Source organism: Massilibacteroides vaginae (assembly GCF_900178525.1).
Lineage (GTDB): Bacteria > Bacteroidota > Bacteroidia > Bacteroidales > Tannerellaceae > Massilibacteroides > Massilibacteroides vaginae.
Map to the genome: position 1 here is coordinate 459899 of NZ_FXDJ01000007.1, position 23360 is coordinate 483258.

The 23360-nt window shown below is 39.6% G+C and carries 14 protein-coding genes; 3 read left to right on the forward strand and 11 right to left on the reverse strand.

The window, feature by feature from the left end; genetic code table 11:
* Positions 1-3 precede the first annotated feature (3 nt).
* The 3 genes from B9Y81_RS04850 to B9Y81_RS04860 are packed head-to-tail and all read right to left on the reverse strand — an operon-like array spanning position 4 to position 3762.
* Complete coding sequence (locus tag B9Y81_RS04850; RefSeq protein WP_085535863.1) at positions 4-1788, reverse strand: chloride channel protein; 1785 nt, start codon at positions 1786-1788, stop codon at positions 4-6.
* 10 nt (positions 1789-1798) lie between these two features.
* Positions 1799-3202: a sugar transferase gene (locus B9Y81_RS04855; RefSeq protein WP_085535864.1), complete on the reverse strand. Its 1404-nt coding sequence runs from the start codon at positions 3200-3202 to the stop codon at positions 1799-1801.
* Positions 3199-3762, reverse strand: a complete 564-nt coding sequence (locus B9Y81_RS04860; RefSeq protein WP_085535865.1) for an L-threonylcarbamoyladenylate synthase — start codon at positions 3760-3762, stop codon at positions 3199-3201. Before B9Y81_RS04860 ends, B9Y81_RS04855 begins: the two co-directional genes overlap by 4 nt.
* 280 nt (positions 3763-4042) lie before the next feature.
* Between B9Y81_RS04860 and recJ the strand changes: the two genes are divergently transcribed.
* The 3 genes from recJ to B9Y81_RS04875 all read left to right on the forward strand — a co-directional run bounded on the left by recJ (position 4043) and on the right by B9Y81_RS04875 (position 8842).
* Complete coding sequence (recJ, locus tag B9Y81_RS04865; protein WP_085535866.1) at positions 4043-5767, forward strand: single-stranded-DNA-specific exonuclease RecJ; 1725 nt, start codon at positions 4043-4045, stop codon at positions 5765-5767.
* Positions 5768-5782: 15 nt separating this feature from the next.
* On the forward strand, positions 5783-7687 hold the full coding sequence (locus tag B9Y81_RS04870; protein ID WP_085535867.1) for a RecQ family ATP-dependent DNA helicase: 1905 nt from the start codon (positions 5783-5785) through the stop codon (positions 7685-7687).
* Positions 7688-8002: 315 nt separating this feature from the next.
* Positions 8003-8842, forward strand: coding sequence for a deoxyribonuclease IV (locus tag B9Y81_RS04875; protein ID WP_085535868.1), 840 nt, complete (start codon positions 8003-8005; stop codon positions 8840-8842).
* Between the two features lie 9 nt (positions 8843-8851).
* Here B9Y81_RS04875 and B9Y81_RS04880 read toward each other — a convergent pair whose 3' ends face one another.
* The 8 genes from B9Y81_RS04880 to B9Y81_RS04915 form a co-directional block, all read right to left on the reverse strand.
* On the reverse strand, positions 8852-11176 hold the full coding sequence (locus tag B9Y81_RS04880) for an ATP-dependent helicase (protein ID WP_085535869.1): 2325 nt from the start codon (positions 11174-11176) through the stop codon (positions 8852-8854).
* A 170-nt stretch (positions 11177-11346) separates the two neighbouring features.
* Positions 11347-13050, reverse strand: coding sequence for a RagB/SusD family nutrient uptake outer membrane protein (locus B9Y81_RS04885; protein WP_085535870.1), 1704 nt, complete (start codon positions 13048-13050; stop codon positions 11347-11349).
* A 19-nt stretch (positions 13051-13069) separates the two neighbouring features.
* Complete coding sequence (locus B9Y81_RS04890) at positions 13070-16345, reverse strand: SusC/RagA family TonB-linked outer membrane protein (RefSeq protein ID WP_245832397.1); 3276 nt, start codon at positions 16343-16345, stop codon at positions 13070-13072.
* Positions 16346-16530: 185 nt separating this feature from the next.
* Complete coding sequence (locus B9Y81_RS04895) at positions 16531-17559, reverse strand: FecR family protein (RefSeq protein WP_085535871.1); 1029 nt, start codon at positions 17557-17559, stop codon at positions 16531-16533.
* 102 nt (positions 17560-17661) lie between these two features.
* Positions 17662-18243 carry an RNA polymerase sigma-70 factor gene (locus B9Y81_RS04900; protein WP_085535872.1) on the reverse strand — a complete coding sequence of 194 codons (582 nt, stop codon included), beginning with the start codon at positions 18241-18243 and terminating at the stop codon, positions 17662-17664.
* Between the two features lie 54 nt (positions 18244-18297).
* On the reverse strand, positions 18298-19320 hold the full coding sequence (locus B9Y81_RS04905; protein WP_085535873.1) for a threonine aldolase family protein: 1023 nt from the start codon (positions 19318-19320) through the stop codon (positions 18298-18300).
* A gap of 18 nt (positions 19321-19338) precedes the next feature.
* Positions 19339-20154, reverse strand: coding sequence for a serine O-acetyltransferase EpsC (gene epsC / locus B9Y81_RS04910; protein ID WP_085535874.1), 816 nt, complete (start codon positions 20152-20154; stop codon positions 19339-19341).
* Between the two features lie 99 nt (positions 20155-20253).
* On the reverse strand, positions 20254-22947 hold the full coding sequence (locus B9Y81_RS04915) for a 4-alpha-glucanotransferase (protein ID WP_085536006.1): 2694 nt from the start codon (positions 22945-22947) through the stop codon (positions 20254-20256).
* Positions 22948-23360 lie beyond the last annotated feature (413 nt).

Sequence of the window (23360 nt, forward strand, 5' to 3'; positions counted from 1 at the left end):
TTTTTAATCTCCTGAAAAATTATCAACCAACACTTCTCTATAAGAGTTGAATATTTTAGACTTCGACATAAAGCCGATATAATGTCCTTTCTCATCTACAACCGGCAGGTTCCAGGCTTTGGTATCGTCAAAAATCCCCATGATCTTTTCCATAGGAGTATTAATAAATATCTTGCCCGGAGCCGACACCATAAACTTAAATACATGAAACCGTTCATACAATTCCGGTCGGAACATTATATTTCGGATATCGTCCAGCAACACCACGCCAACCAAAATATCCTTGTCGTCTACCACCGGAAAAACATTCCTCCTGCTCTCGGAAATTACCTTAACCATATCTCCCAGCGACATGTTTGGCGAAACCACGACAAAGTCTTTTTCAATCATACTGTTCGCATTAAGCAAAGTTAGTACAGCCTTGTCTTTATGATGCGTCAGCAACTCCCCTTTTTCGGCCAAACGCATGGAGTAAATACTGTGAGGTTCAAACATTAATATGGTTATATAGGAACTAATGGAGACGATCATTAACGGCAGAAAGAGGTCATATCCTCCTGTTAGTTCCGCGATAAGGAACACACCCGTTAAGGGTGCGTGCATCACACCCGACATAACTCCGGCCATGCCCAACAAGGCAAAATTCTTTTCGGAAAGCATCGCTGTAAAAGGCAGATAATTGGCTGAATGGGCAAAAACAAACCCGGCTATACATCCCAAGAATAAACTTGGTGCAAATATCCCACCGCAACCACCTCCGGCATTCGTAGCACTTGAAGCAAACACTTTTGTAAGCAGAATCAAACCAAGAAATATAATCACCCCCCAATAATTACTGTTAAGGTAATAAAATATACTACCATCCATCATGTGCGAAAATTCACCATCCAGCAATGCCCCAATCGTATTATAGCCTTCGCCGTATAAAGGAGGAAAAAGGAAGATCAGCAAACTCAACATTACGCCGGCAACCAAAAACTTAGTCCAGTAACCTCCCAACTTACGGTAGCCACGCTCCACCTTGTTCATCACCCGGGTAAAATAGAGCGATACTAATCCGCAAAACACTCCCAGAAGAAGCACATAAGGGATACGGCTCATTATAAAGGCTTCGGTTTGCGAGAACTTAAACATCGCGTCGGTACCGGTAAATATATAGGATACCGTGGCTGCAGTTACCGATGATATTAGCAACGGCAACACGGATGTCATGGTTAAATCGAGCATCAGCACTTCTATAACAAACACCAACCCGGCGATAGGCGCTTTAAAAATACCGGCAATGGCTCCTGCGGCTCCACAACCAACCAACAACATCAATGTTTTTTGCTCCATTTTGAACATTCGTCCTAAATTAGAACCTATTGCCGCTCCGGTTAATACGATAGGAGCCTCCGCTCCTACCGATCCACCAAAACCGATAGTCATCGAACTTGCCACAATAGACGACCAGGTGTTATGTGGTTTGATGCGGCTTTTCCGTTGTGAAATGGCATAAAGAATCTTTGTTACCCCGTGACTGATATCGTCACGAACAATATATTTCACAAACAGACCTGCCAGCAAGATTCCAATCACGGGATAAAGCAATAGCCAGAAGTTAGCCTCATCGATCGCAGTATTTGCTATCAGGAAATGTTGAATCGCATGTATTGTGTTTTTGAGAAGAATCGCGGCAACCGCCGTGCATATTCCAACAATAAAACTAATGATCAGAATGAATGTCTTCTCTTTAATATTTTTTTCACGCCATAAGAGGAGTCTGTAATACAAGTCCTTACTTTTCATATATATATACTTAAATACCTTTACCGGTAAGTACGGTTTTGACCGTATAAATTAAAATTTTTAAATCAAATAATAAAGACATATTTTCATAATACATCACATCATAAGCTAAACGCTCTATCATTTCGTCGACATTCTGCGCATAGCCGTATTTCACCATTCCTAAAGAGGTAATTCCGGGACGAACATTATGCATCAAGTAATAGTAAGGTGCTTTCTTTACTATCTGATCGATAAAGTAGCGTCTCTCCGGACGAGGCCCGACGATAGACATATCCCCTTTCAGCACATTCCAGAATTGAGGGATTTCATCTAATCTGTATTTACGCATAAATCGTCCGGAGGGAGTTATGCGCCGATCATCTTCTACAGACAATTGGGGTGTTCCTTTTTCTGCACCGACATACATTGTCCTGAATTTACATATCATAAACGGCCTCCCCATATAACCAATCCGCTCTTGACGGAAGAAGACCGGTCCGGGCGAGTCTTTTTTCACCCGGTAAGCTAAATAGACAAATAACGGAAAAAACAGAACAATGACAAAGGCAGATATTACTTTATCGACAAAATGTTTGATATTTTCTTCTGCGGAACTAAAATTATTGCTCGTCAAATCGACCAACGGAACCCCGATAGCCGACTTTATTTTGATACGCGACAACAGGTTGATACTCTCCGATAATATTTTAACGGGCAGATGAAAGCGATATAAAGGATAGAGTATCGCCAACAGCTCATTACTGTCTTCAGTTTGTAGGGCGATCACCAATTCATCAACTTCTTTGGTTACAATCAGATTGTCCAGATCATCCATTGTACCCAACAAAGACTCTTCAGGCACGCTTGTTGAAGCATGTTCTCCCTCCTTTACAAACCCTACAATCTCATATCCGAGATCATATAAACGTTCAGACAGGTTCAGTGCTTTTGTTCCTACTCCTATAATCAAAATCTTCTGAGCATATTCTCTCTTTCTTATTTTTGAAATACCGTATAAGGTTATGCACAAGCGGGGAATATAGGTAAATAAAAATTGCAAAGTAAAAAGAACTAGGAACAGCGTATAAAAAACGGAGAATGAAGGAGGTATATCATTCAATATAATCAGAAAGAAAAGGACCAATACGCCAAACAACACAGCCCCGAAAGTCTGGAAAAACTCCGTCACCCTTGATTTACCGACAGGTTCATTATAATAGCCGGAAAAATAATAAATAGCGAGCCAAAAAAAAGGAATAATAATTTGCCCTCCCCAAACAGGAAGAAATGAAAGATAATCCTTCAGCGTCTCGAAACCGGTAAAAATAGCGATCTCGTAAAACCGGAACCAGTTAAACAAAAACCAAACGCAAGAAGCCGAAATCAGATCTGAAATGAGATAGGGTAAGATTATCCTGTTTTTTGCTGTCATTCTCTGATTATTTGAATGAGACCACCGATGTCAAGCTTGATAATGCTTGAAGGTACTGCTCTGCTTATATCGTCTTGCCTATAGTTTACAACATAGTCAACTCCCGCCTTAATTTCTTCGGATATTTCATCATAAATCACAGGTGCAGGCGTGCCGCTAACATTGGCTGAAGTAGAGACCAGCGGTTTGCGGAATCGTTCACAAAGCTTACGCGAGAACTCTTCCATTGACACCCGAATTCCGATACTTCCATCTTCAGCCACCAAACAAGAAGGTAAATTTCTTCCCTTAGGATAAATAATTGTCAACGGTTTCGTTGTCAACTCGATTAAATCCCATGCTTGATCAGGCACTTCTTCTACATAACTATTCAATTTAGCCGTACTGTCTATCAACACAAGCATCGCTTTGCTATCAATCCGCTGCTTTAGTTTGTAAACTTTTCGAACTGCCTCTTCATTGGTCGCATCGCAACCTATTCCCCAGATCGTATCTGTAGGGTATAAAATCAGACCTCCGTCTGATAATACTTCACAAGCCTTTTTGAGATCTTCTATCATTGTCATTTAAAACTATATAGGCAAAAGTACAAATGATTCACGTACTTTTAAAATATTCTTTAAAAGAAACGTTTTTATAGATAGCGATGTTTAATATCAATTTAAAATCTCTAACTTTACAGGATCAATTATTACACGCATTGCCTTGATTTACTTTAATTAAGGCACCTGAGTAGGGTCAGCGCTTTTGTAAGTATGCCATATAACTCTTTCTGTATAGAATTACAGTAACCGTTCGTGTAATAATTCCGAGACAGATAAAAAAGAAAAATAAAATATAATGACAAGCAAATGGAACTTTCTAAACCCAACAAAAGAAGAATTACATAAGCGAGATAAATTGGCAGTAGAGTTAGGTGTAAATCCAATTATTGCTTTATTACTTGTGAAAAGAGGAATTTATTCTGCTGAAGAAGCAAAAAAATTCTTTAAACCCAGCCTAAATGATTTGCACGACCCCTTTCTGATGCCGGACATGGACAAGGCGGTTAAAAGATTGAATAAGGCGTTAGGGAACAAAGAGAAAATTCTTGTTTATGGGGACTACGATGTGGATGGTACTACAGCCGTAGCGTTAGTATATAAGTATTTGCGTTTGTATTCATCGGCTTTGGATTATTATATTCCGGATCGATACGATGAGGGATATGGTGTGTCTTACAAAGGGATCGACTATGCCGCGGCAAACGACGTTAAACTCATCATTTCGCTTGATTGTGGCATCAAAGCCGTTGAAAAAGTTGAATACGCAAAACAAAAAGGGATTGATTTTATCATCTGCGACCATCACATGCCGGATACTATTCTGCCGGATGCAATCGCGGTATTGGATGCTAAACGCAAGGATTCCGTTTACCCGTATGAGCATTTGTCCGGTTGTGGTGTAGGGTTTAAATTCATGCAGGCATTTGCCAAAAGCAACAACTTCCCATTTTCCGAATTAGAAAAACTACTTGATCTGGTTGCTGTCAGTATCGCATCGGATATTGTTCCCATCAGTGGAGAAAACCGTATTTTAGCCTATTATGGATTAAAACAATTAAACATCAATCCCAGTCTTGGGTTGAAAGGTATAATCGATATCTGTGGCCTGACGGGAAAAGACATGACGATAAGTGATATCGTATTTAAAATCGGGCCTCGCATCAATGCTTCCGGACGTATGATGAACGGAAGAGAAGCGGTTGATCTGCTTCTGGCTAAAGACAGTGAAGCAGCCCGCGAAAAAAGTGAAAACATCAATCAATACAATGATGAGCGTCGTGAATTAGACAAAAAAATAACTGATGAAGCGAACGCGATTATCGACGATTTTCAAAACATGGAAGATCGTAAAGCAATCATTGTTTATAACCCACAATGGCATAAAGGCGTTATTGGTATTGTAGCTTCCCGTTTAACCGAGAAGTATTACCGACCAGCCGTTGTTTTAACTAAATCGTCCGAATTAATTACGGGATCCGCGCGCTCCGTTCCCGGGTTTGATATTTACAGGGCTATTGAAAGCTGTCGTGATCTGCTCGAGAATTTCGGAGGGCACACTTATGCCGCAGGTTTATCATTAAAGGAAGAAAATCTGCATGCTTTTACTGAACGGTTCTCAAAGTTAGCCGCTGATGAAATCGATACGGAACAAATGGTTCCTCAGATAGATATTGACGCTACGCTCGACTTCAAGGAAATCAACAACAAGTTTCTGTCAGACCTCAAAAAAATGAGTCCGTTCGGTCCGGAAAATCAAAAACCGGTATTCGCCACGCTGAGCGTTAAAGATTATGGAACAAGCAAGCTGGTAGGGAAAGAACTGGAACATCTCAAACTTGAACTGATCGATAGTAATTCGCACAATCCGATTCATGGCATTGCCTTTGGAATGCATAAACACAATAGTCATATCAAAGGTATGTTTCCATTCAATATCTGTTACACTATTGAAGAAAACACCTACAATGGCAACACGTCGATCCAACTTCAGGTAAAAGAAATCAAGACAGATCCAATCTGACTGACTTCTGAACCCGTGGACGTTTATCACGAGATATTAGCGAAATACTGGGGATACAAGGAATTTCGTCCGCTCCAGGAGGATATCATCCATTCCATAATGGAAGGAAAAGACACGTTAGGTCTTATGCCTACCGGTGGAGGTAAGTCGATTACCTTTCAGGTTCCGGCTTTGGTGAAAGAAGGGATCTGTATTGTAGTGACTCCATTGATCGCCCTGATGAAAGACCAGGTGGAAAATCTTCGCCGCGTGGGAATAAAGGCTACAGCTGTTTATTCCGGAATGACAAGGCAGGAGATCATCACTCAATTAGAGAATTGTATCTTTGGAGGATATAAGTTCCTGTATGTTTCTCCGGAACGTTTAGCAACCGAACTATTCCGTGCTAAGCTACAAGCCATGAATGTGAACTTACTGGTTATTGATGAAAGCCATTGCATCTCGCAGTGGGGATACGACTTCCGTCCTTCTTATTTAAACATTGCCGATATTCGTGATCAATTAGAGGGAGTGCCTGTTCTTGCATTAACCGCAACAGCTACTCCGGATGTTGTTTCGGATATACAAGAGAGACTTCTGTTTAAGGCGAAAAATGTTTTTCAGAAAAGTTTCCGCCGGACAAACCTGTCTTATGTTGTTCGACAGACAGACGACAAAATCCATTCGTTGACACAGATACTCCAGAAAGTTCCGGGATGCGCTATTGTTTATGTGCGTAATCGGAAACGAACCAAGGAGATTGCTCTTGCGTTACAAAATGCCGGAGTTTCGGCAGACTACTTCCATGCCGGACTGAACCGGGCAGAGAAAGACTTGCGCCAAAACAGGTGGAAAAATAACGAATGCCGCGTAATAGTATCGACCAACGCGTTCGGGATGGGGATAGACAAGCCGGACGTAAGAGTGGTTGTGCATATTGATATGCCCGGTTCATTGGAGGAATATTATCAGGAAGCAGGACGTGCAGGACGGGATGAAAAAACAGCCTACGCCGTTGCTCTTTGCTCAGGAACCGATAGTGCCAAGCTAAAGAAGCGACTAACTGATAAGTTTCCCGATAAGGAACTTATTTATCGTATTTACGAAGCATTAGGTAATTATTTCCAAATTGCGGTGGGTTATGGCTTAGAAACGATACATGATTTTTCGATCACCGACTTTTGCCATATATTTAAGTTTTCCGTTATTCAGGCACATCATGCCCTTAAGATACTGGAACTCTCCGGCTATATCGAATACACGGAAGAAATCGACAATGCGTCCCGACTAACATTCCGGGTTACTCGTGATGATCTGTATAAATATCAGCACCAAACGAAAAAGACGGACAACATTATACAGACTATCCTCAGGTCGTATACCGGTTTATTTGCAGACTATGTTTATATTGACGAAAGATTGATCGCTACCCGTTCGGGAAGCACACCTCAGGAAGTTTACGACACCTTGGTCGGGCTTTCCAAGTATAAAATTCTTCAATACATCCCTCAGAAAAAGACTCCGCTGATCATCTACACCCAAAGCCGCGAGGAACAGAGCTATCTGCGTATTCCCCGCAAAGCTTACGAAGAAAGAAAGGAACGTTTAGAAAAACGGATTGCGAAAGTGCTGGAATATACGACAGAAAAATACATCTGCCGCAGCCGTATGCTACTCACTTACTTTGGAGAAAAAGGAGCGAAAGATTGCGGCACCTGCGATGTTTGTCGCTCGTCGAAAACGTCTGTTTTAACAGACCATGATTTCTCTACAATCCGCAATCTATTAGCTGAGCTATTAACAGAAACTCCACAAACAGTTAGCGATATAATTGCTCAACTCCCCTATCCTGAACAAAAAAGCATTACGGCAATACGTTTTCTGGTCGATTCAGACAGTCGTTTTTTGCTTTCAGACGGGTTCATTTCTTACCAACAATAACACCCGTTTTTTTTCGTAATACTATATAAATAAAAACATAAAGGTTATTTTTCAAAAGATATCCTTTATTTTTCGAAAAATAACCTTTATGTTTTTCGACAGCTCTAACCTATTGATTATAAGAAAGATAAAAACATGCGAAAAACACCGCAAATCAGGCCTTTTTTTTGCTTAAAAACAGAGAAAATAGTTGTTCCCAACCGAATATTTTTTTGATCCTAAACTTATCCTATTCCGGAATGTTTGTGTAGTATAGCTTTCCTGCGGGATAATGCTTATTTTTGTGTAAATAAACCGGATTAAAAAATTCATACTATGCTAAATATAGGTTGTCACCTTTCAGTTTCGAACGGCTATGAAGCCATGGGCAAAGACGCGTTGTCGATCGGCGCAAATACATTCCAGTTTTTCACCCGTAATCCTCGTGGGGGTAGTGCCAAGGCTATTGTAAAAAAAGATGTGGAAGCACTTCTCGCCATTGCCGAAGCGAATAACTTCGCTCCTATTCTGGCGCATGCACCTTACACCATGAATTTATGCGCGGCAGATGAGAATATACGGAAATTCGCACTTGAAATGATGGCCGACGACTTCTCGCGCATGGATTATCTTCCGGGCAGCTTGTATAATTTTCACCCGGGCAGTCATGTTAAGCAGGGTGTTGAGGTTGGTATTGACTATATAACGGAAGCGTTAAACAAGGTGCTTTATCCGGAACTTAAAACAACCGTGTTGCTGGAAACAATGGCCGGAAAAGGGAGTGAAATCGGACGAACATTCGAAGAGTTGCGTATGATTATCGACCGCGTTGAGCTAAACAATAAGCTCGGCGTTTGCATGGACACCTGCCATATTTACGATGCAGGCTATGATATTGTGAACGATCTGGATGGTGTGTTAAATGAGTTCGACAGGATCGTCGGGTTAGACAGATTGCATGCGATTCACATCAACGACAGTAAGAATCCTTTCAACAGTCATAAAGACAGACACGAAACAATAGGTAATGGTTCTTTGGGACTCGATACCTTCAAAAAGGTTATCAACCACCCGAAGTTAAGACACCTGCCTTTTTATCTGGAAACGCCGAACGAACTTCCCGGTTATGCTGACGAGATCGCCTTGCTAAGGGGGTTGTATGAAGAGACTGTTTAATCAAACAGCCTACTGAATTACCTCCAGCTTCGCGAATTTGAGGAGCAAGTGCTTTATACCGGAGTTATCAAATTGCACAATGGCTTTGGCATTACCTCCTTCTCCTTCGAAGGCAGTAATCTGTCCTTCGCCGAAGCGATCGTGCCTTACACGTGTACCTACCGTAAGTCCGTCGATAGATAAAACACCACTTGAAGCCGAAACTTGGGATGAGATTTTACTAAGTTTGCGATAAGACGCAGGCACAGTTTGTTCGGGCGGAAGAGTTTCACGACGTGAGGAAAACGCGGCAGGTTCGTCTCGATTAAATCGTTGTCGCTCACGAGAGAAGCCGTCTGATTCAACTGTTCTTTCCTTAGATATAGAATCCGGAGCATCAAGAAATACCGGATCAATATCTTTCAGGAAACGACTGGGAATACCAATCATACTCTTCCCGTTTCTGAACCGGCTCTTGGCGTATGTTAGTATACAATTTTCTTCCGCGCGTGTAATAGCAACGTAAAACAACCGACGCTCTTCTTCCAATGCCCGCGAACTATCTTTCGACATCATGGACGGAAAAAGATCTTCTTCCAATCCAACAATAAATACGTTCTTAAATTCCAATCCCTTTGCGGCATGAACCGTCATAAGGGTAATCTTATCCGCTTCCTGATCTTTGTCGCTGTCCTGATCAGTCAACAGAGCTACTTCCGCAAGGAAATCGGTTAGCCTTACAGTTTCCGCTCCTTCTTCACGCTTGATTTCACAATACTCAAGGATACCCTTTATAAGCTCCTGTACGTTTTCAAACTTGCTTTGTCCTTCCACCGAAGTATCCTGTGCGAATAACGATACGATACCGGTTTCCTTAATAATAGCATCTGCTATTTCGTCTAAAGACATGGTCGTGTTTTTCTCCTGAAATGAGAGCATCATCTCCTTAAACTGTTGAAGCTTATTCGCCGTACCGCTGTTTATAGCTAAGGCATACTCCAAAGGATCGCTCAATACAGTCCATGGGCTAACATTATATTCGGTAGCAGCCTCCAGCAATTTAGAAAGAGTTGTGTTTCCTATTCCGCGAGCAGGGAAATTAATTACCCGTTTCAAAGCCTCTTCGTCGTGCGGATTCACCACTAAACGAAAATAAGAAATAATATCTTTTATCTCCTTTCGCTGATAAAACGAAAGACCACCATAAATGCGATATGGAATACCATGTTTGCGTAAGGCTTCCTCCAAAATACGTGATTGTGCGTTTGTACGATACAACACCGCGAAATCCGCATAGTTATAGGAACGGTTCTCTCTACGCAACGCTAAAATCTTTGTCGCAACGGTGTAGGCCTCTTCATAATCGGAATAAAGCGAAATCAGTCCGAGTTTACTTCCGGGTTCTTTCTCCGAATACACCTTTTTCTCAATCTGCTTTTCGTTCTTATGGATCAGGCTGTTTGCAGCATCCACAATATTACGGGTAGAGCGATAATTTCGCTCCAGTTTAAAAATACGACAACCGGGATACTGACTCTTGAACTGAAGGATATTGTCTATATTCGCCCCACGGAAAGAATAAATACTTTGCGCATCATCACCTACCACACATATACGATTGTGTTGCTCACTAAGCCGAAGCACAATTAAATGTTGCGCGAAGTTTGTATCCTGATACTCATCAACCAGGATATATTGGAAGAAATTTCTATACTTATTCAACACCTCAGGATGATCACGAAAAAGAATATTCGTCTGCAATAGCAAATCGTCAAAATCCATCGCTCCCGCCTGAAAGCACCGCGACTGATACCGCTTATAAATTTCCCTGATTAACGGAACCTTGCTTCGTATATCACCTTCTACAAGTTCCTTGCTTTGCTCATACGCCTTACAGGTTATTAAGGCATTTTTCGCGTTGGATATTCTCGACTGTACCATACCGGCACGATAAAGTTTATCATCCAGTTGCATTCCCTTGATAATCGATTTTATCAGGCTTTTGGAATCGGCAGCATCATAAATCGTAAAATTGGAAGGATAGCCCAGATGAGCCGCCTCAAAACGAAGGATCCGGGCAAAGATAGAATGGAAAGTGCCCATCCAAAGACGACGCGTAGCCTCCGGCTCTGTAAGCAGGCCGATACGTTCTTTCATCTCACGTGCCGCTTTGTTCGTAAACGTCAAGGCCAAAATACTTTGCGGCGGAATTCCCCGGCTAAGCAGATAAGCAATCTTATAGGTAAGCACCCTTGTTTTACCCGACCCGGCCCCGGCAATAACCAATGACGCTCCGTCAATATACTCCACAGCCTCTCGTTGGCTGGCATTCAACTGATCTAAATACTCTTTCACTCCATCACAATTTTACAAGTTGACAAAGTTAAGAATTAATCAAAAGAAACACCCCTGTCACGCAACGTATGCGCGGCAGGGGTGCATTATTTTCAAAAGTGAGGTAGTCCTATCCCATTATCAAGTGCTAAGTTGAACAATCAATTTCTACCCTCACTGTGTTAAAGATGTTACTCCCAACCTCTTGTTGTTTGTTTCAATAATGGGTTGGAGTTCAGAATTCTTGAAGGAATTGGGAATACTTCATAGTCTTTATCTGTTTTATCTATCCCTTTATCCCACCATGCTTCTCCAAATCGTCCCCAACGAATTAAATCAGTACGTCTTCTATGTTCACCCAAGAACTCACGTCCCCACTCATCAATAAATTCCTGATCTGTTAATTTATCCAGGTTTGCTTCATAACTGTATTTAGGCCATTCAGTCGCTGGATAGTTCCTTGCTCTAACGTCATCTAACAATTTTGCAGCTGAGGCCTTATCACCTGCTCTATATTTACATTCAGCTAATGAATAGTAAATTTCAGCCAAACGAATTTCTCCAATAGAGTTCGACATAAACAATCCATGAGTATGAGACAATGGACCAAATTTTAATAGACGGACACCTGAGTTTTCTTCTCCAGTGGTCACTTTTGAACCTTCAGCCCAACGTCCATTTGGTTTTTCAGAAAATCTACCAACCTGATCAACAAAAACCAATTGTTGTCCTGTCCATTCTTCAGATCCGGTTACAGGTTTGGTTAAATCATAACCATATCCTTTTTCTCTATCAAATTGATATTGTGGTCCAACAAGGAAAAAACCTTTTGTATCACCCGCATCGTTTATAACTTCGTAGTTCTGTTTACGAAAATCTACATCCGCAAACTTTTCGTAGGGCTTACCTAATGCATAGTTATAAATATTACCTTCAAGATCTCTTGATGGAGCAAGATGAATACCATTATAACCATTCCATCCATCAGTATCTAAAATTGAGTTTGATTTATAATGATGGAAAGCAGAATATTGCCATCCTAATTCATAAACATTTCGCTTATGAGGCCATTCAAACATATTTTCAGGAGAAGGAGAGCCTACAAGAGAACGATGGAATGGACCACGGTAATCCTGGTCAATAGAAAAAGCACCGTATTTTCCATCAATAATTTCTTGAGCAACAACAGCACATTCAGAGTATTTTGCCGTTCCAATCCATTTTTCCGCATTTAAATACATACGTACTAATAATGCAGCAGCAGATCCTTGCGAAAAATGACCGGGTATTGCTTTTGCCTTCAGCATTGGGATAACCTCTTTGATTTCTTTCTCCATGTACTCAAATACTTCCTGAGGAGTAGACTGTTCTTTCAAAGTTGTGATATCTTCAACAATTGGAACATGACGGAAAAAATCAATTAAAAAGGTATAATACCATGCACGTAGAGCACGTAGTTCACCAATAAAATTCGCTTTTTCCCCTTCAGTTATTCCTATACTGGCAAAATCCAATGCTTCAAAATCAAGCAACAAGTTGTTAATTTGAGAAATTCCTTGGTACGGACCTACCCAACTACCATTCACCTGGTTCTGAAGATAATCCCAATTATGTCCATGCAAACGAACCCATTGTCCTTCATCCCATCCATGTTTACCTTTTTGTGTCCACACAAAATGATCTGCAGTAAGTTCCTGAAGATTCCAACGATCTCCATCCCAAGCACACCAATGACCATGCTCATATGGACGCAAGACTGCTGCTTCAACAGAGCTTTTGTCAGTAAAATAATTGTCTTTTGTCAATACATCAAATGGCTCTTCCGTCAAGTCTGTACATGAAGGAAATAATGCCCCCAGGGCAAGAGCAAATACTAAATATTTTATCTTTTTCATATATACTTACGTCGTTAGATTAATAGCTGATTTGTACACCAAAAGTTATATTACGAGCGGTTGGATAAACATCCATAGGATTTGAATCATCAGCACCACTACGCATACCCGGCCATAATCCGGTTGTTTTAATTGCCGTTGGATCCATTCCAGAATAGCTTGTAATAGTAAATACATTCTTTATTGTACCATAAAGGCGTAATGAAGAAATCCATTTGGATTTAATCTGAGGAGTCCAACCAAGTGTAATGTTATCTAATCTCAAGTAATCACCTGATTCAATGAAATAATCACAAACCTTTTTACCTCCAAGTATATGTGCATTCTTTCCATATGCAGAATGTAACAAATTAACCTCAGGTTCAGCTTGTAATCCAAAATACATTTGCTCTACATTTAAGATGTCATAATCAAATCTCCCACGGAAGAACAATGACAAATCAAAGTTTTTGTATGTAAATGTATTCCCTAACGATACAGTCCATTTAGGAGCACCATTACCAATAAATGTTCTGTCAGAATCTTGCGCGTCATCAGCCAATATAGCATCTGCACCAACTTTACCGCCCTTATAAATCATAATACGTCCTTGATTGTCGACTCCTGCATACTTATATCCATAGAAAGAACCTATTTCAACACCATCAGCTAAACGTTGAGCAGGACCCGGGTTTCCTGGAGAAGGAAGACCTGAACCATCAATATAACCTTTGGTATATGTAGAGTTAGAGAAAGACTTCAGTTTGGATTTTTCATACGTCAATGTACCAAACAATGAATAACTAAAATCTTTTGTACGAACAGCTTCCCAATTAAACTGTAGTTCAAATCCCTTCGTACTTGTTGTTCCAACATTTGTCCAGATATTTTGATGCAAGAATGGAGGCACGGGAGCATCATATTCTGCAATTACATCTTTTCCTTCTTTAAAAAAGACATCTAAACTTCCAGTTAACCTTGAATCAAATAACGTATAGTCAACTCCTAAGTTGTATGAAATTTGTTTTTCCCAACTTAAGTCATAGTTGGGGTTATTTCCAGGTCCATATACCTGAACCCAGTCTCCTTCACTATTTATTTGCCATCCATAACCAGAATACTTAGCTAATGCTATATATTTATCAAATCCTGAACGACCTGTCACCCCATAAGAAAAACGCAATTTCAAATCATTTACTGCTTCAACATCTTCAAAGAAAGATAATCTTGAAAAACGCCAAGCTGCTGATGCAGCAGGGAATGCACCCCATTTATGGTCGGCTCCAAATTTTGTATTTCCTTCATAACGTAGAGAAGCAGTAAGGAGGAATAAGTTATCATAGTCGTAGTTTACACGCCCTAAAAACGCAATGGTTTTTTCTTTATTCTTTTCAGAATCCATACCTAAGCGTCCGTCTGCTTTATTCCATTTTCCAGCATCAAGATTATTCCATTTAAACACATCACTTGGGAAGTCCATATTTTCAGCATAGAATTTTTCCCAGTTAAACTCCTGATAAGAATAACCACCCATAATCTTAAAGTCATGCTTATCAATTTTGAATGAATAATTACCAACCCATTCCAAAGTCCAGTCAACCCAATTTTCTGATTCTAAACGCGCACGTCCTGCACGAGAATTATCAATAGATTCACGATGGAATTTGGAGTAATATTCCATTTGTTTTTTATTGTGCCCTTGACGACCTAACTTCAATTCTGTATTTAGATTTTCCAGAATATTAAGTTTAATATTAAAATCAACAGTAGCATACTCATGCTTTGCTTTATGTTCGCGTTCTGTTAGGTTTTTAATCGGATTCCATTCATCATAACGACCTTTAAAATAATCCATCTCGTCAACACCTACTGTAGGATTAAGTTTCGTTGCCACGCGGAATGATCCATAGTCTGTATTATCTTGCTCTGCTACACGGTAAGAAATATTACCTCCTACTTCCAGTAAACCCTCAAGCGTTGTTTGTTTAAAACTACTTCTCAAACCATATTCTTTTCTGTTTGTCACTATATCAAGTCCTTCTTTCTCTTTATAGTTTGCTGAAATACGAAACTGAGTAGATTCACTACCACCGGATAATGCCAAATTATGATTGTGTCCGAAGTTATCTTTATTTAATAACTCATCATACCAATTAGTTCTGCTTCCAAAATCTTTTGCTCTACCTTTTTCCACAAATTCTTCAGGAGAAAGAATATCAGGTTTTGCAGCAACGAAATCATGATCCACATAGCCATCATAAGTTATTTTTACTTTACCGGCCTGGCCTTGTTTTGTTTGTACCAAAATAACGCCATTAGCACCACGAGAACCATAGATTGCAGCCGCAGAACCGTCTTTTAAAACAGTTATAGACTCAATATCTTGTTGTGCAAGATTACGTAAGTCACCTCCCGGCATACCATCAATAACTATTAACGGGCCATTTCCGGCTTTTAAAGAAGAAGCTCCACGAATCTGAAGTCCTGAAGTAGCATTTGGGTCAGCAGCAGCTGTACTTGAGACAGTCAAACCTGCTACACGCCCATCAACCATTTGCATCGGGTCGTTCACAGCTCCACTTAAAAAGTCTTTGCTTCTCACACTTGTAACAGCTGTTGTCAAGTCTTTTTTCACTGTACTACCATAACCAACAACAACAACCTCACTTAATGCCTGTGTATCTTCTACCAGAATAATATCAAAAGAATTATTACCAGACACAGGTATCTCTTGCGAAGTATAGCCAATATAAGATACATGTAGCACAGCATTACTAGGAGCATCCAGACTAAAATTACCATCAAAATCTGTTATAGTACCATTAGAAGTTCCTTTTACTGTTATATTTGCTCCAATAATAGCTTCTCCATTCTTATCCTTAACAACTCCAGTAACCTTTCTCCCTTGCTGAGGGGCAGAAATGGGGTTTGCTGACAAATTAATTGTTCTATTACTAAGAATAATCTGTCGATCTTCTACTTTATATTCAACATCAGTATTGTCAAAAATTGTTTTAAGTATTTTTGCAATTGACTGATTTGACACCTCAACATTTACTTTCCTATCAACATTTACAAGTTTGCTATTGTATAGAAAATAAAATTCGGATTTTTCTTCAATAGTATTTAGCACATCTTCTACACTTGCATTATGCATATCAAGCGATATCTTAGTTGATTGAGAATAAGTAACATCTGCTCTTGCCTGAATGATTAATAAAAATAATAAACATACTGTCATTTTCATAACAATGGGTATTTTACGCCATAGACCATAAAGAGGTCTAAACGCTTTGATATAATTCATTTTATTCATACGTTTACATGATTTTTTGATTAGTTAATTGGTAATTAATCGTTTGCATTACTCGGGAAAAGTTAATATGCAAACAGAATCACATGCAGGGAATGTTTCTTTTTTCCTGCATGTTTTTATGCATCATTTTCACATCATAGGCTAACATTTTTAAGATTAACAATTTTCAAATTGACATTCAAAATTCATCGCAAAAGCGATATAATTACTTTTCGTTTTGTATATGTTTGATCACTCTGCTGCTTAGGTTCAACAAAATGCCATTTTATAGGTGACGATTTTCCGATCAAATTCAAAATTTCAGATAAAGTTTCTGTCGTAAATGTTGCAGAAAATTCATATTGATTAAGAATATTATCTCTCAGTTCTATCTCAACGTTAAAATGCTTAGATAAGCGATAAATAATTTCAGGCATTTTCGCCCTTCTGAACACAATTTTGCCATCTTTCCAGGCCGTTACTGAATAAAGATTTACTGTAGATATATTTATTTCTTTTGTGTTTTTATCAATTACAGCTAACTCTCCGGGACGAATTATGTTAACCGAAGATGAAGTTCCTAACTGTTTATTTATTGATACATTCCCACTTGTCAAAGCAGTACTTACCCACCCTTGTTCTTTATAGGCATTAACATTGAACGCTGTTCCATAAGCACTCACAGTCAAATCGTCTGATATTTTCACCTTGAATTGATTTGCAGGATCAGATTTCACAATAAAATAAGCCTCACCAGATAAAAAAACAGAGCGTGAGTCGTCCTGAAACTTAATCGGATATAAAAGGGAGCTCCCTGAATTTAAATAAACAATACTACTATCAGGTAATGTGATTTTTGAAACAACTCCAAAAGCAGATTTCACTTCAACTAAACTTTGTTCTACAAAGCTGTTACTGATAATTTGAGTGTTTAAATAATAAACAAACAATAACAATGGAACAAAAGCAATAACAACAAGTCGTTGAACAGATTTTAAAGTTTTGCTTCTTATTTTTAACAAATACAATTTAAAAGATAGTTTTTTCCAACGAGCAATAGTATTTACTTTATTAACATCTTTAATATGATTTATGGTATTGAGCAAAAAACGTAAATCATCAACCTCTTTTTGTAATGAGAGTGAATTTTCGAGTTCAAGTTCAAAAGCCATACGTTCATCTTCAGACAAACGCCCTTCCAAATAGTCTAAAATATGTAATTCTTCTCGCTTCAACTTTGTTCCATTTTACAGTATAGACGTACAGAACAAAGGATACCCTATGGATAAATAAAAGTTTTTATTAACTAAAAGAACCTTAATCAAATATCGTTTTGATTACCAGAGAAATAAAATATAAAACGATAAATAATCTTTTAATTCTTCTCGAAGAGTTTTTAATGCACGTGTCATGTAAGATTCTACAGTTTTCACTGAAATATTTGATTCTTCTGCTATTTCTTTATAAGTTTTATTCTCAAATCTACTCTTTATAAAAGCTTGTCGAATGTTTTCAGGGAGTTTTTCTAAAGCAGAGGCAAGCATTCTTTCAAGTTCCGACAATGTTAATAAATCATTTGGATCATATAATTGTTCTTTATTATCCGAATTAAATTCATGATAACGGGCTTCAGTTTCCTTTTTACGCAAATAATCCACACAACTATTTCTAACAGTTGTTATCAGAAAGTTACGAGTAGAAGTAGTTATATCCAATGTCTTTCTATTCTTCCATATTTTTAGAAAGGTATCTTGAACAATATCCTCACATGTTTCCAAGTCGGTTAAATAACGACGGGCAAACAACGTAAGAGGTGGAAAAAAGTTAACAAATAAAAGACGAAATGCTTCTTCATCGTCTTTCATAGCCATTTTCCAAAAAAGTGTATCCACTGAAACTAACGTTTCATTTTTTTGCATAAAATATGAATTTCGTTTAGATCAACAAATATACACATTAATTAACAAGACGTTTTATTTAAAAGCGTCTTTTAAATCTTGTTCAAAGCAGGCGATGTCTTCACCTGTTGTGTCCCACGAAGTAACTAATCTTATTTCATAATTTGCTTCGTTCCAAAAATAGAAATAGTATTTTTCTCTTAGTTTCCGTGCGATTTTCGCTGGGGCTGTGAAAAACAATTGATTTGTTTCGGGTTTTTGTGTGAATTTTATTTCCGGATATTCTTTCAATATATCGTATAATTTTGATGCCGCTACATTTGCCTTCAGTGCATTTTCCAACCAGAGGTTGTTTTCGAGGTAGGGAATAAACTGTGCGGATAAATACCTCATTTTTGAGGCTAACTGGGCGGATTGTTTACGGTAATATTGAAGGTTTTCTGTAATTTCCGGACGAAATGAAACAACGGCTTCTCCCATCATCATTCCGTTTTTTGTTCCTCCGAAGCTTAAGATATCTACTCCGGAGTCGATGGTGATCCGGCGCATATCACAGTTTAGGTAGGCACATGCGTTTGCCAGGCGGGCTCCGTCCATGTGGAGGTACATATTATGCGAATGCAATAAATCAGCGATCCCGCGTATTTCGTCTATGGTATAGACAGTGCCCAGTTCTGATACCTGAGAAATATAAACGGCTTTGGGTTGAGGGTGGTGGCAAACACCAAAGTTTATTAGTCGTTCTTTGATTTGCTCTACGGTCAACTTGCCGTCGGTAGTTGATACAGGGGTTATTGTGGCACCGGTCATTCGTGCCGGCGCACCGCATTCATCCACATAAATATGAGCGGTTTCCGCGCAAATAATACTATGAAAGGAACGGGTCACGGCTTGAAGTGCTACCGAATTTGCTCCGGTTCCATTGAATACAAAAAACGGGGTTGCATTTTCACCAAATACGTCTTTCAACTTTCGCTCTGCTTTTTCTGTCCATGGATCGCTGCCATAACCAACGGCATGATCCACATTCGCCTGGGCTATCGCATCTATTATCAGGGGATGCACTCCGGAATTATTATCGCTCGCAAAACTTCTCATATTCTCTTTTCTACTATATTAAATATAAAACTCTATCGGATCATTTTTATCCAACATACTTCTTATTCTGATCTCTGCTGTTTGTTGTACTAAGGAATAGGGTGGAATACTGTTTGTTAGCCAGGCATTACCACCGATTACCGAGTCGTGCCCAATTACCGTATTGCCGCCCAGAATGGTTGCTCCGGCATAAATCACCACATTATCTTCAATTGTAGGATGTCTTTTCTTGTTACTCAAATCTTTTGTAACAAATAAAGCACCAAGTGTTACACCCTGATATATTTTCACATTATCGCCAATGATCGTCGATTCGCCAATCACAATACCTGTACCATGGTCAATATAAAAAGAGTTACCTATTTTAGCTCCCGGATTAATATCAACACCCACCTTCGAATGCGCGTATTCTGAAAATAATCGGGGAATAATAGGAACCTGCAATTCATATAATTCGTGCGAAATCCGGTATACCGTCAGGGCAAAGAAGCCGGGATAGGCAATGATGACCTCTTCCATTGAACCTGCCGCAGGGTCATTTTGACTGAACACAGTTGCTTCGTCGTAAAGCTGTTCTTGCATCCAGGGCAGTTTTTCCAGAAAGATGTCTGCTACTTCCTTGGCTCTTTCCATGCCGAGTAGAACCGACATATTTTCCACCAATACGGAATAGAATTTATACAGCCCACGCTCTCCCGTGATTTCATTTGCACAAATAGGAAACAACACATGATCTACAAGTGTATCCAACGCATCATAAAGCTTTTTCTTATCAATTGCCAGACTCTTTGATTTAGAGATCAATCTTCCGGCAATATCTGTAATATCCGTCATTTCCTTTTTAATTAATTTGCAAATGTACGAATTTGCAATTATTTGCAACACGTTTCCTATCAAATATAAGCAACAGGAAATTCTCTTTTTTTATCTTTTTCAACGATTACTTTCTTTAATTAGTGAGCTGATCCTTGTATTGAGCGAATCGGCATTAAGCAGTTCTTCCAAGGTGAGGTGCATTCTATAGCGCCAGTAGTAATTCGTTTGCGCCGGCACATTGATCCGTTCAGCATCAGCATCTTGTCGCTTCAGTTCGTCGTCTGTTGCCAACCAATCCTGCCAGGGAATGATTACCCACATTGCAGGTGACGATAAATGATTAGAGATAATTTGAGTGGCCAATTCGCCTGAACATTCGTATGGAGCTTCTCCGTGTCTGTTTAAAACGGTGTTGTAATAGCGTTGCGTTTTGGGTCTGTCTTCTTTCCACCAGCTGCGAACCGGACTCATATCATGCGTAGAGGTTGTACAAACCGAGTAATAAGGCAAACTGGTCAGGTCGGCAAACTCTACCCCGAAGGTTTTAGGCATTCGTTCAATTTCTAAACTCAGTAATTGAAGTTTGTTCATCACCTCCGGCACTGTTGCCGGGATCATCCCTAAATCTTCACCGCACACAAGCATTTCCGTCGAGTTTACTAAAGGTATCAATTTTCGAAAAGCCTGATCTTTCCAGAATTCATTATGCCGGTGATAGTAGAAATCATCATACAAACGATCAAATGCTCGTTTTTCGTCGTTGTTTAATTCTAAGTATAACCGTGAGGCGAAAGCCGAAATACGCGGATGGTATTTGTCTTCCTCATGCGGATCTTTCAAGAAAAGCACTTCATTGGCTATGTCATATAGTCCAAACATAATTTTTCGTGCTTTATCATCCTTCTTCCCGGCGAATAATTTTTCAATTTTCCGCTGTGTATCACAAAAGGGTTTTAACACAAAATGACGGGATGACGATTGGGCCAGGTAACTGCCCAGTACTTCATCGACATATTCGCCGAACAAATCCGGTAAAAAATCATGCGAGATACGAGGAGAAGTAAATCTTTTTTCATCAAACCGGATGCCGGTCATTTCGATTTCTTCGACAGACAAAGGTAAGGCCGGATTAAAATGTCCGCAAAGTCCCTGAACATACGCTTGAGGAATCTCCCATATACGGAAAAAACCAAGTATATGATCAATCCGGAAACAATCAAAATAATCGTTCATCTTCGCGAAACGCTTCCTCCACCAGGCATAATCGTCTTTCTCCATTACATCCCAACGATACGTGGGGAAAAGCCAGTTTTGTCCGTTTGCCGAAAAATCGTCAGGCGGTGCTCCGCTCTGTCCGTTCAAATTAAAATACCCGGGCTCTGTCCAGACCTCCGCGCTCAAGCGGTTAACTCCGATTGGCAGATCACCTTTTAACACGATTCCCTTCGCACGGGCATAATCCGTCACCTCACGAAACTGACGGTCTAACACATATTGTAGATAATAATTAAAAGCAATAATAGGATAAGCCGGATGCTGTGGTGAACTCAGCTTTTTTATGGCCGGTTTATCATAAGCGGCATATTGCCCCCATTGGGTAAAGTCGGCAGTTTTATATAAACCCGTCAGGTAGCAATACGCACCGTAAGGAATTAACCAGGAACTATTGTGTTCATAAAAACGCTGGTAATCCTCATCATCCATCAATCGGCTCAATCCTTCCTGTTCGACATACTCCCTGCAATAGGCTAATTTTGTTTCGACAACAGACTCATAATCAATCTCGTTTTTCGCATTAAGTTCATGCTGACAAAGCTGATAATGCCGCCTTCTTTCCTCATCCATCAACTCACCCATGCCGTCCAAATTAATATACATCGGATGCAAGGCGTAGATAGACATTGCACTATATGGATAAGAGTCAAGCCACGTCTGCGTCATACGAGTATCATTCATAGGCAGCACCTGAATAAGATTTTGCCCTGTTTTTTCAACCCAATCAATCATCAAACGCAAGTCTCCCAAATCTCCTACACCGTAGCTCCGTTCCGAGCGTAAAGAAAAAACAGGAATTACCGTTCCCGCTCCTTTCCATTGCATGAGGTTATTTCCATAACGGAAAAACAACCCGGAAAAACAAGCACATTCTCCACCATTAGTCAAGAAAGGATACGCCATAATCCGATCATCTCCCTCCTCCCAAACACATCGCTCCGGAGCTTCCTTATCACACAATATAAATTTATAGCTCAGCGGGAAAACAAGATCCGAAGCGTCAACAGTTACACGCCATACCGCTCCTTCATCAGGACTCATGCGCACTGCCCGTTCGGGCATCCAGTTGCCAACGCCATCACAATTGCCGGTAAAAGCAACATATTGTTGTTTAGTTACCCGAGGAGCGAAGACCGAGATCGTCAATTTCTCTCTGCTGTTTTCATTTTCAGCCGGAGATTTCGAATGTGCAAAAACAGCATTCGTAAAAGCCGAAGAGTAAAACGGCAAATCAGCCGGTGTGTTCAGCCAAGTATCATAAAGCCGGTAACACCCCTTACAACCATTCAGTTTTAATGAGTGCCCCCTGCTCCATTCCCTTTTACTTTCCTGTCCTTCAGTTTTAATCAGATAATAATAATCAACGTTCCGGACGTGATCCGGTATATCAATCTCATACTGCCAGATGCCATCACCCAAGAACAACATATCAGGAGCAATCGCTTCTTCCCATTGTCCTAATTCAGGAATAGAACCAACAACAGCTAAGGATTGCCCCCAACTTGTATTATAGTTGATCGTAAAAACAATTTTCATTTTAGATCTCTTGTAGTAGTAATGAATGGCGAAGATATAAAAAGAAAACCGATAATCTATCGGTCCTTTTTTTATATAAAAACAACGGGCCATTTTCCACATTACTATATAAAAAAAAACATATCCTTTATTTTTCCGAAAATATCCTTTATGTTTTAAAAAATAACCTTTATGTTTTTGAGGGTAGTAAACATGCTGAATATCAAGGATGTGCGAGGGGACTAAAAAAGACAAAAAAAGGCTGTCATCACGACAACCCATTTCAAATTGTTAACCTTAAATCTAATACCATGAAAAACATGTCACAAATATACGACCTTTTCCGAATTTCTCCATGAAATCCATATCGATAATATTTATGCCGAATTTGAAGAAATCTATATTGCACCTGTAAATGAACAGATAAAGATTAT

Coding starts and splice junctions, on each gene's coding strand:
- B9Y81_RS04850 (WP_085535863.1), bottom strand. CDS start 1,788: ATGAAAAGTAAGGACTTGTATTACAGACTCCTCTTATGGCGTGAAAAA.
- B9Y81_RS04855 (WP_085535864.1), bottom strand. CDS start 3,202: ATGACAGCAAAAAACAGGATAATCTTACCCTATCTCATTTCAGATCTG.
- B9Y81_RS04860 (WP_085535865.1), bottom strand. CDS start 3,762: ATGATAGAAGATCTCAAAAAGGCTTGTGAAGTATTATCAGACGGAGGT.
- recJ (WP_085535866.1), top strand. CDS start 4,043: ATGACAAGCAAATGGAACTTTCTAAACCCAACAAAAGAAGAATTACAT.
- B9Y81_RS04875 (WP_085535868.1), top strand. CDS start 8,003: ATGCTAAATATAGGTTGTCACCTTTCAGTTTCGAACGGCTATGAAGCC.
- B9Y81_RS04885 (WP_085535870.1), bottom strand. CDS start 13,050: ATGAAAAAGATAAAATATTTAGTATTTGCTCTTGCCCTGGGGGCATTA.
- B9Y81_RS04890 (WP_245832397.1), bottom strand. CDS start 16,345: ATGAATAAAATGAATTATATCAAAGCGTTTAGACCTCTTTATGGTCTA.
- B9Y81_RS04900 (WP_085535872.1), bottom strand. CDS start 18,243: ATGCAAAAAAATGAAACGTTAGTTTCAGTGGATACACTTTTTTGGAAA.
- B9Y81_RS04905 (WP_085535873.1), bottom strand. CDS start 19,320: ATGAGAAGTTTTGCGAGCGATAATAATTCCGGAGTGCATCCCCTGATA.
- epsC (WP_085535874.1), bottom strand. CDS start 20,154: ATGACGGATATTACAGATATTGCCGGAAGATTGATCTCTAAATCAAAG.
- B9Y81_RS04915 (WP_085536006.1), bottom strand. CDS start 22,947: ATGAAAATTGTTTTTACGATCAACTATAATACAAGTTGGGGGCAATCC.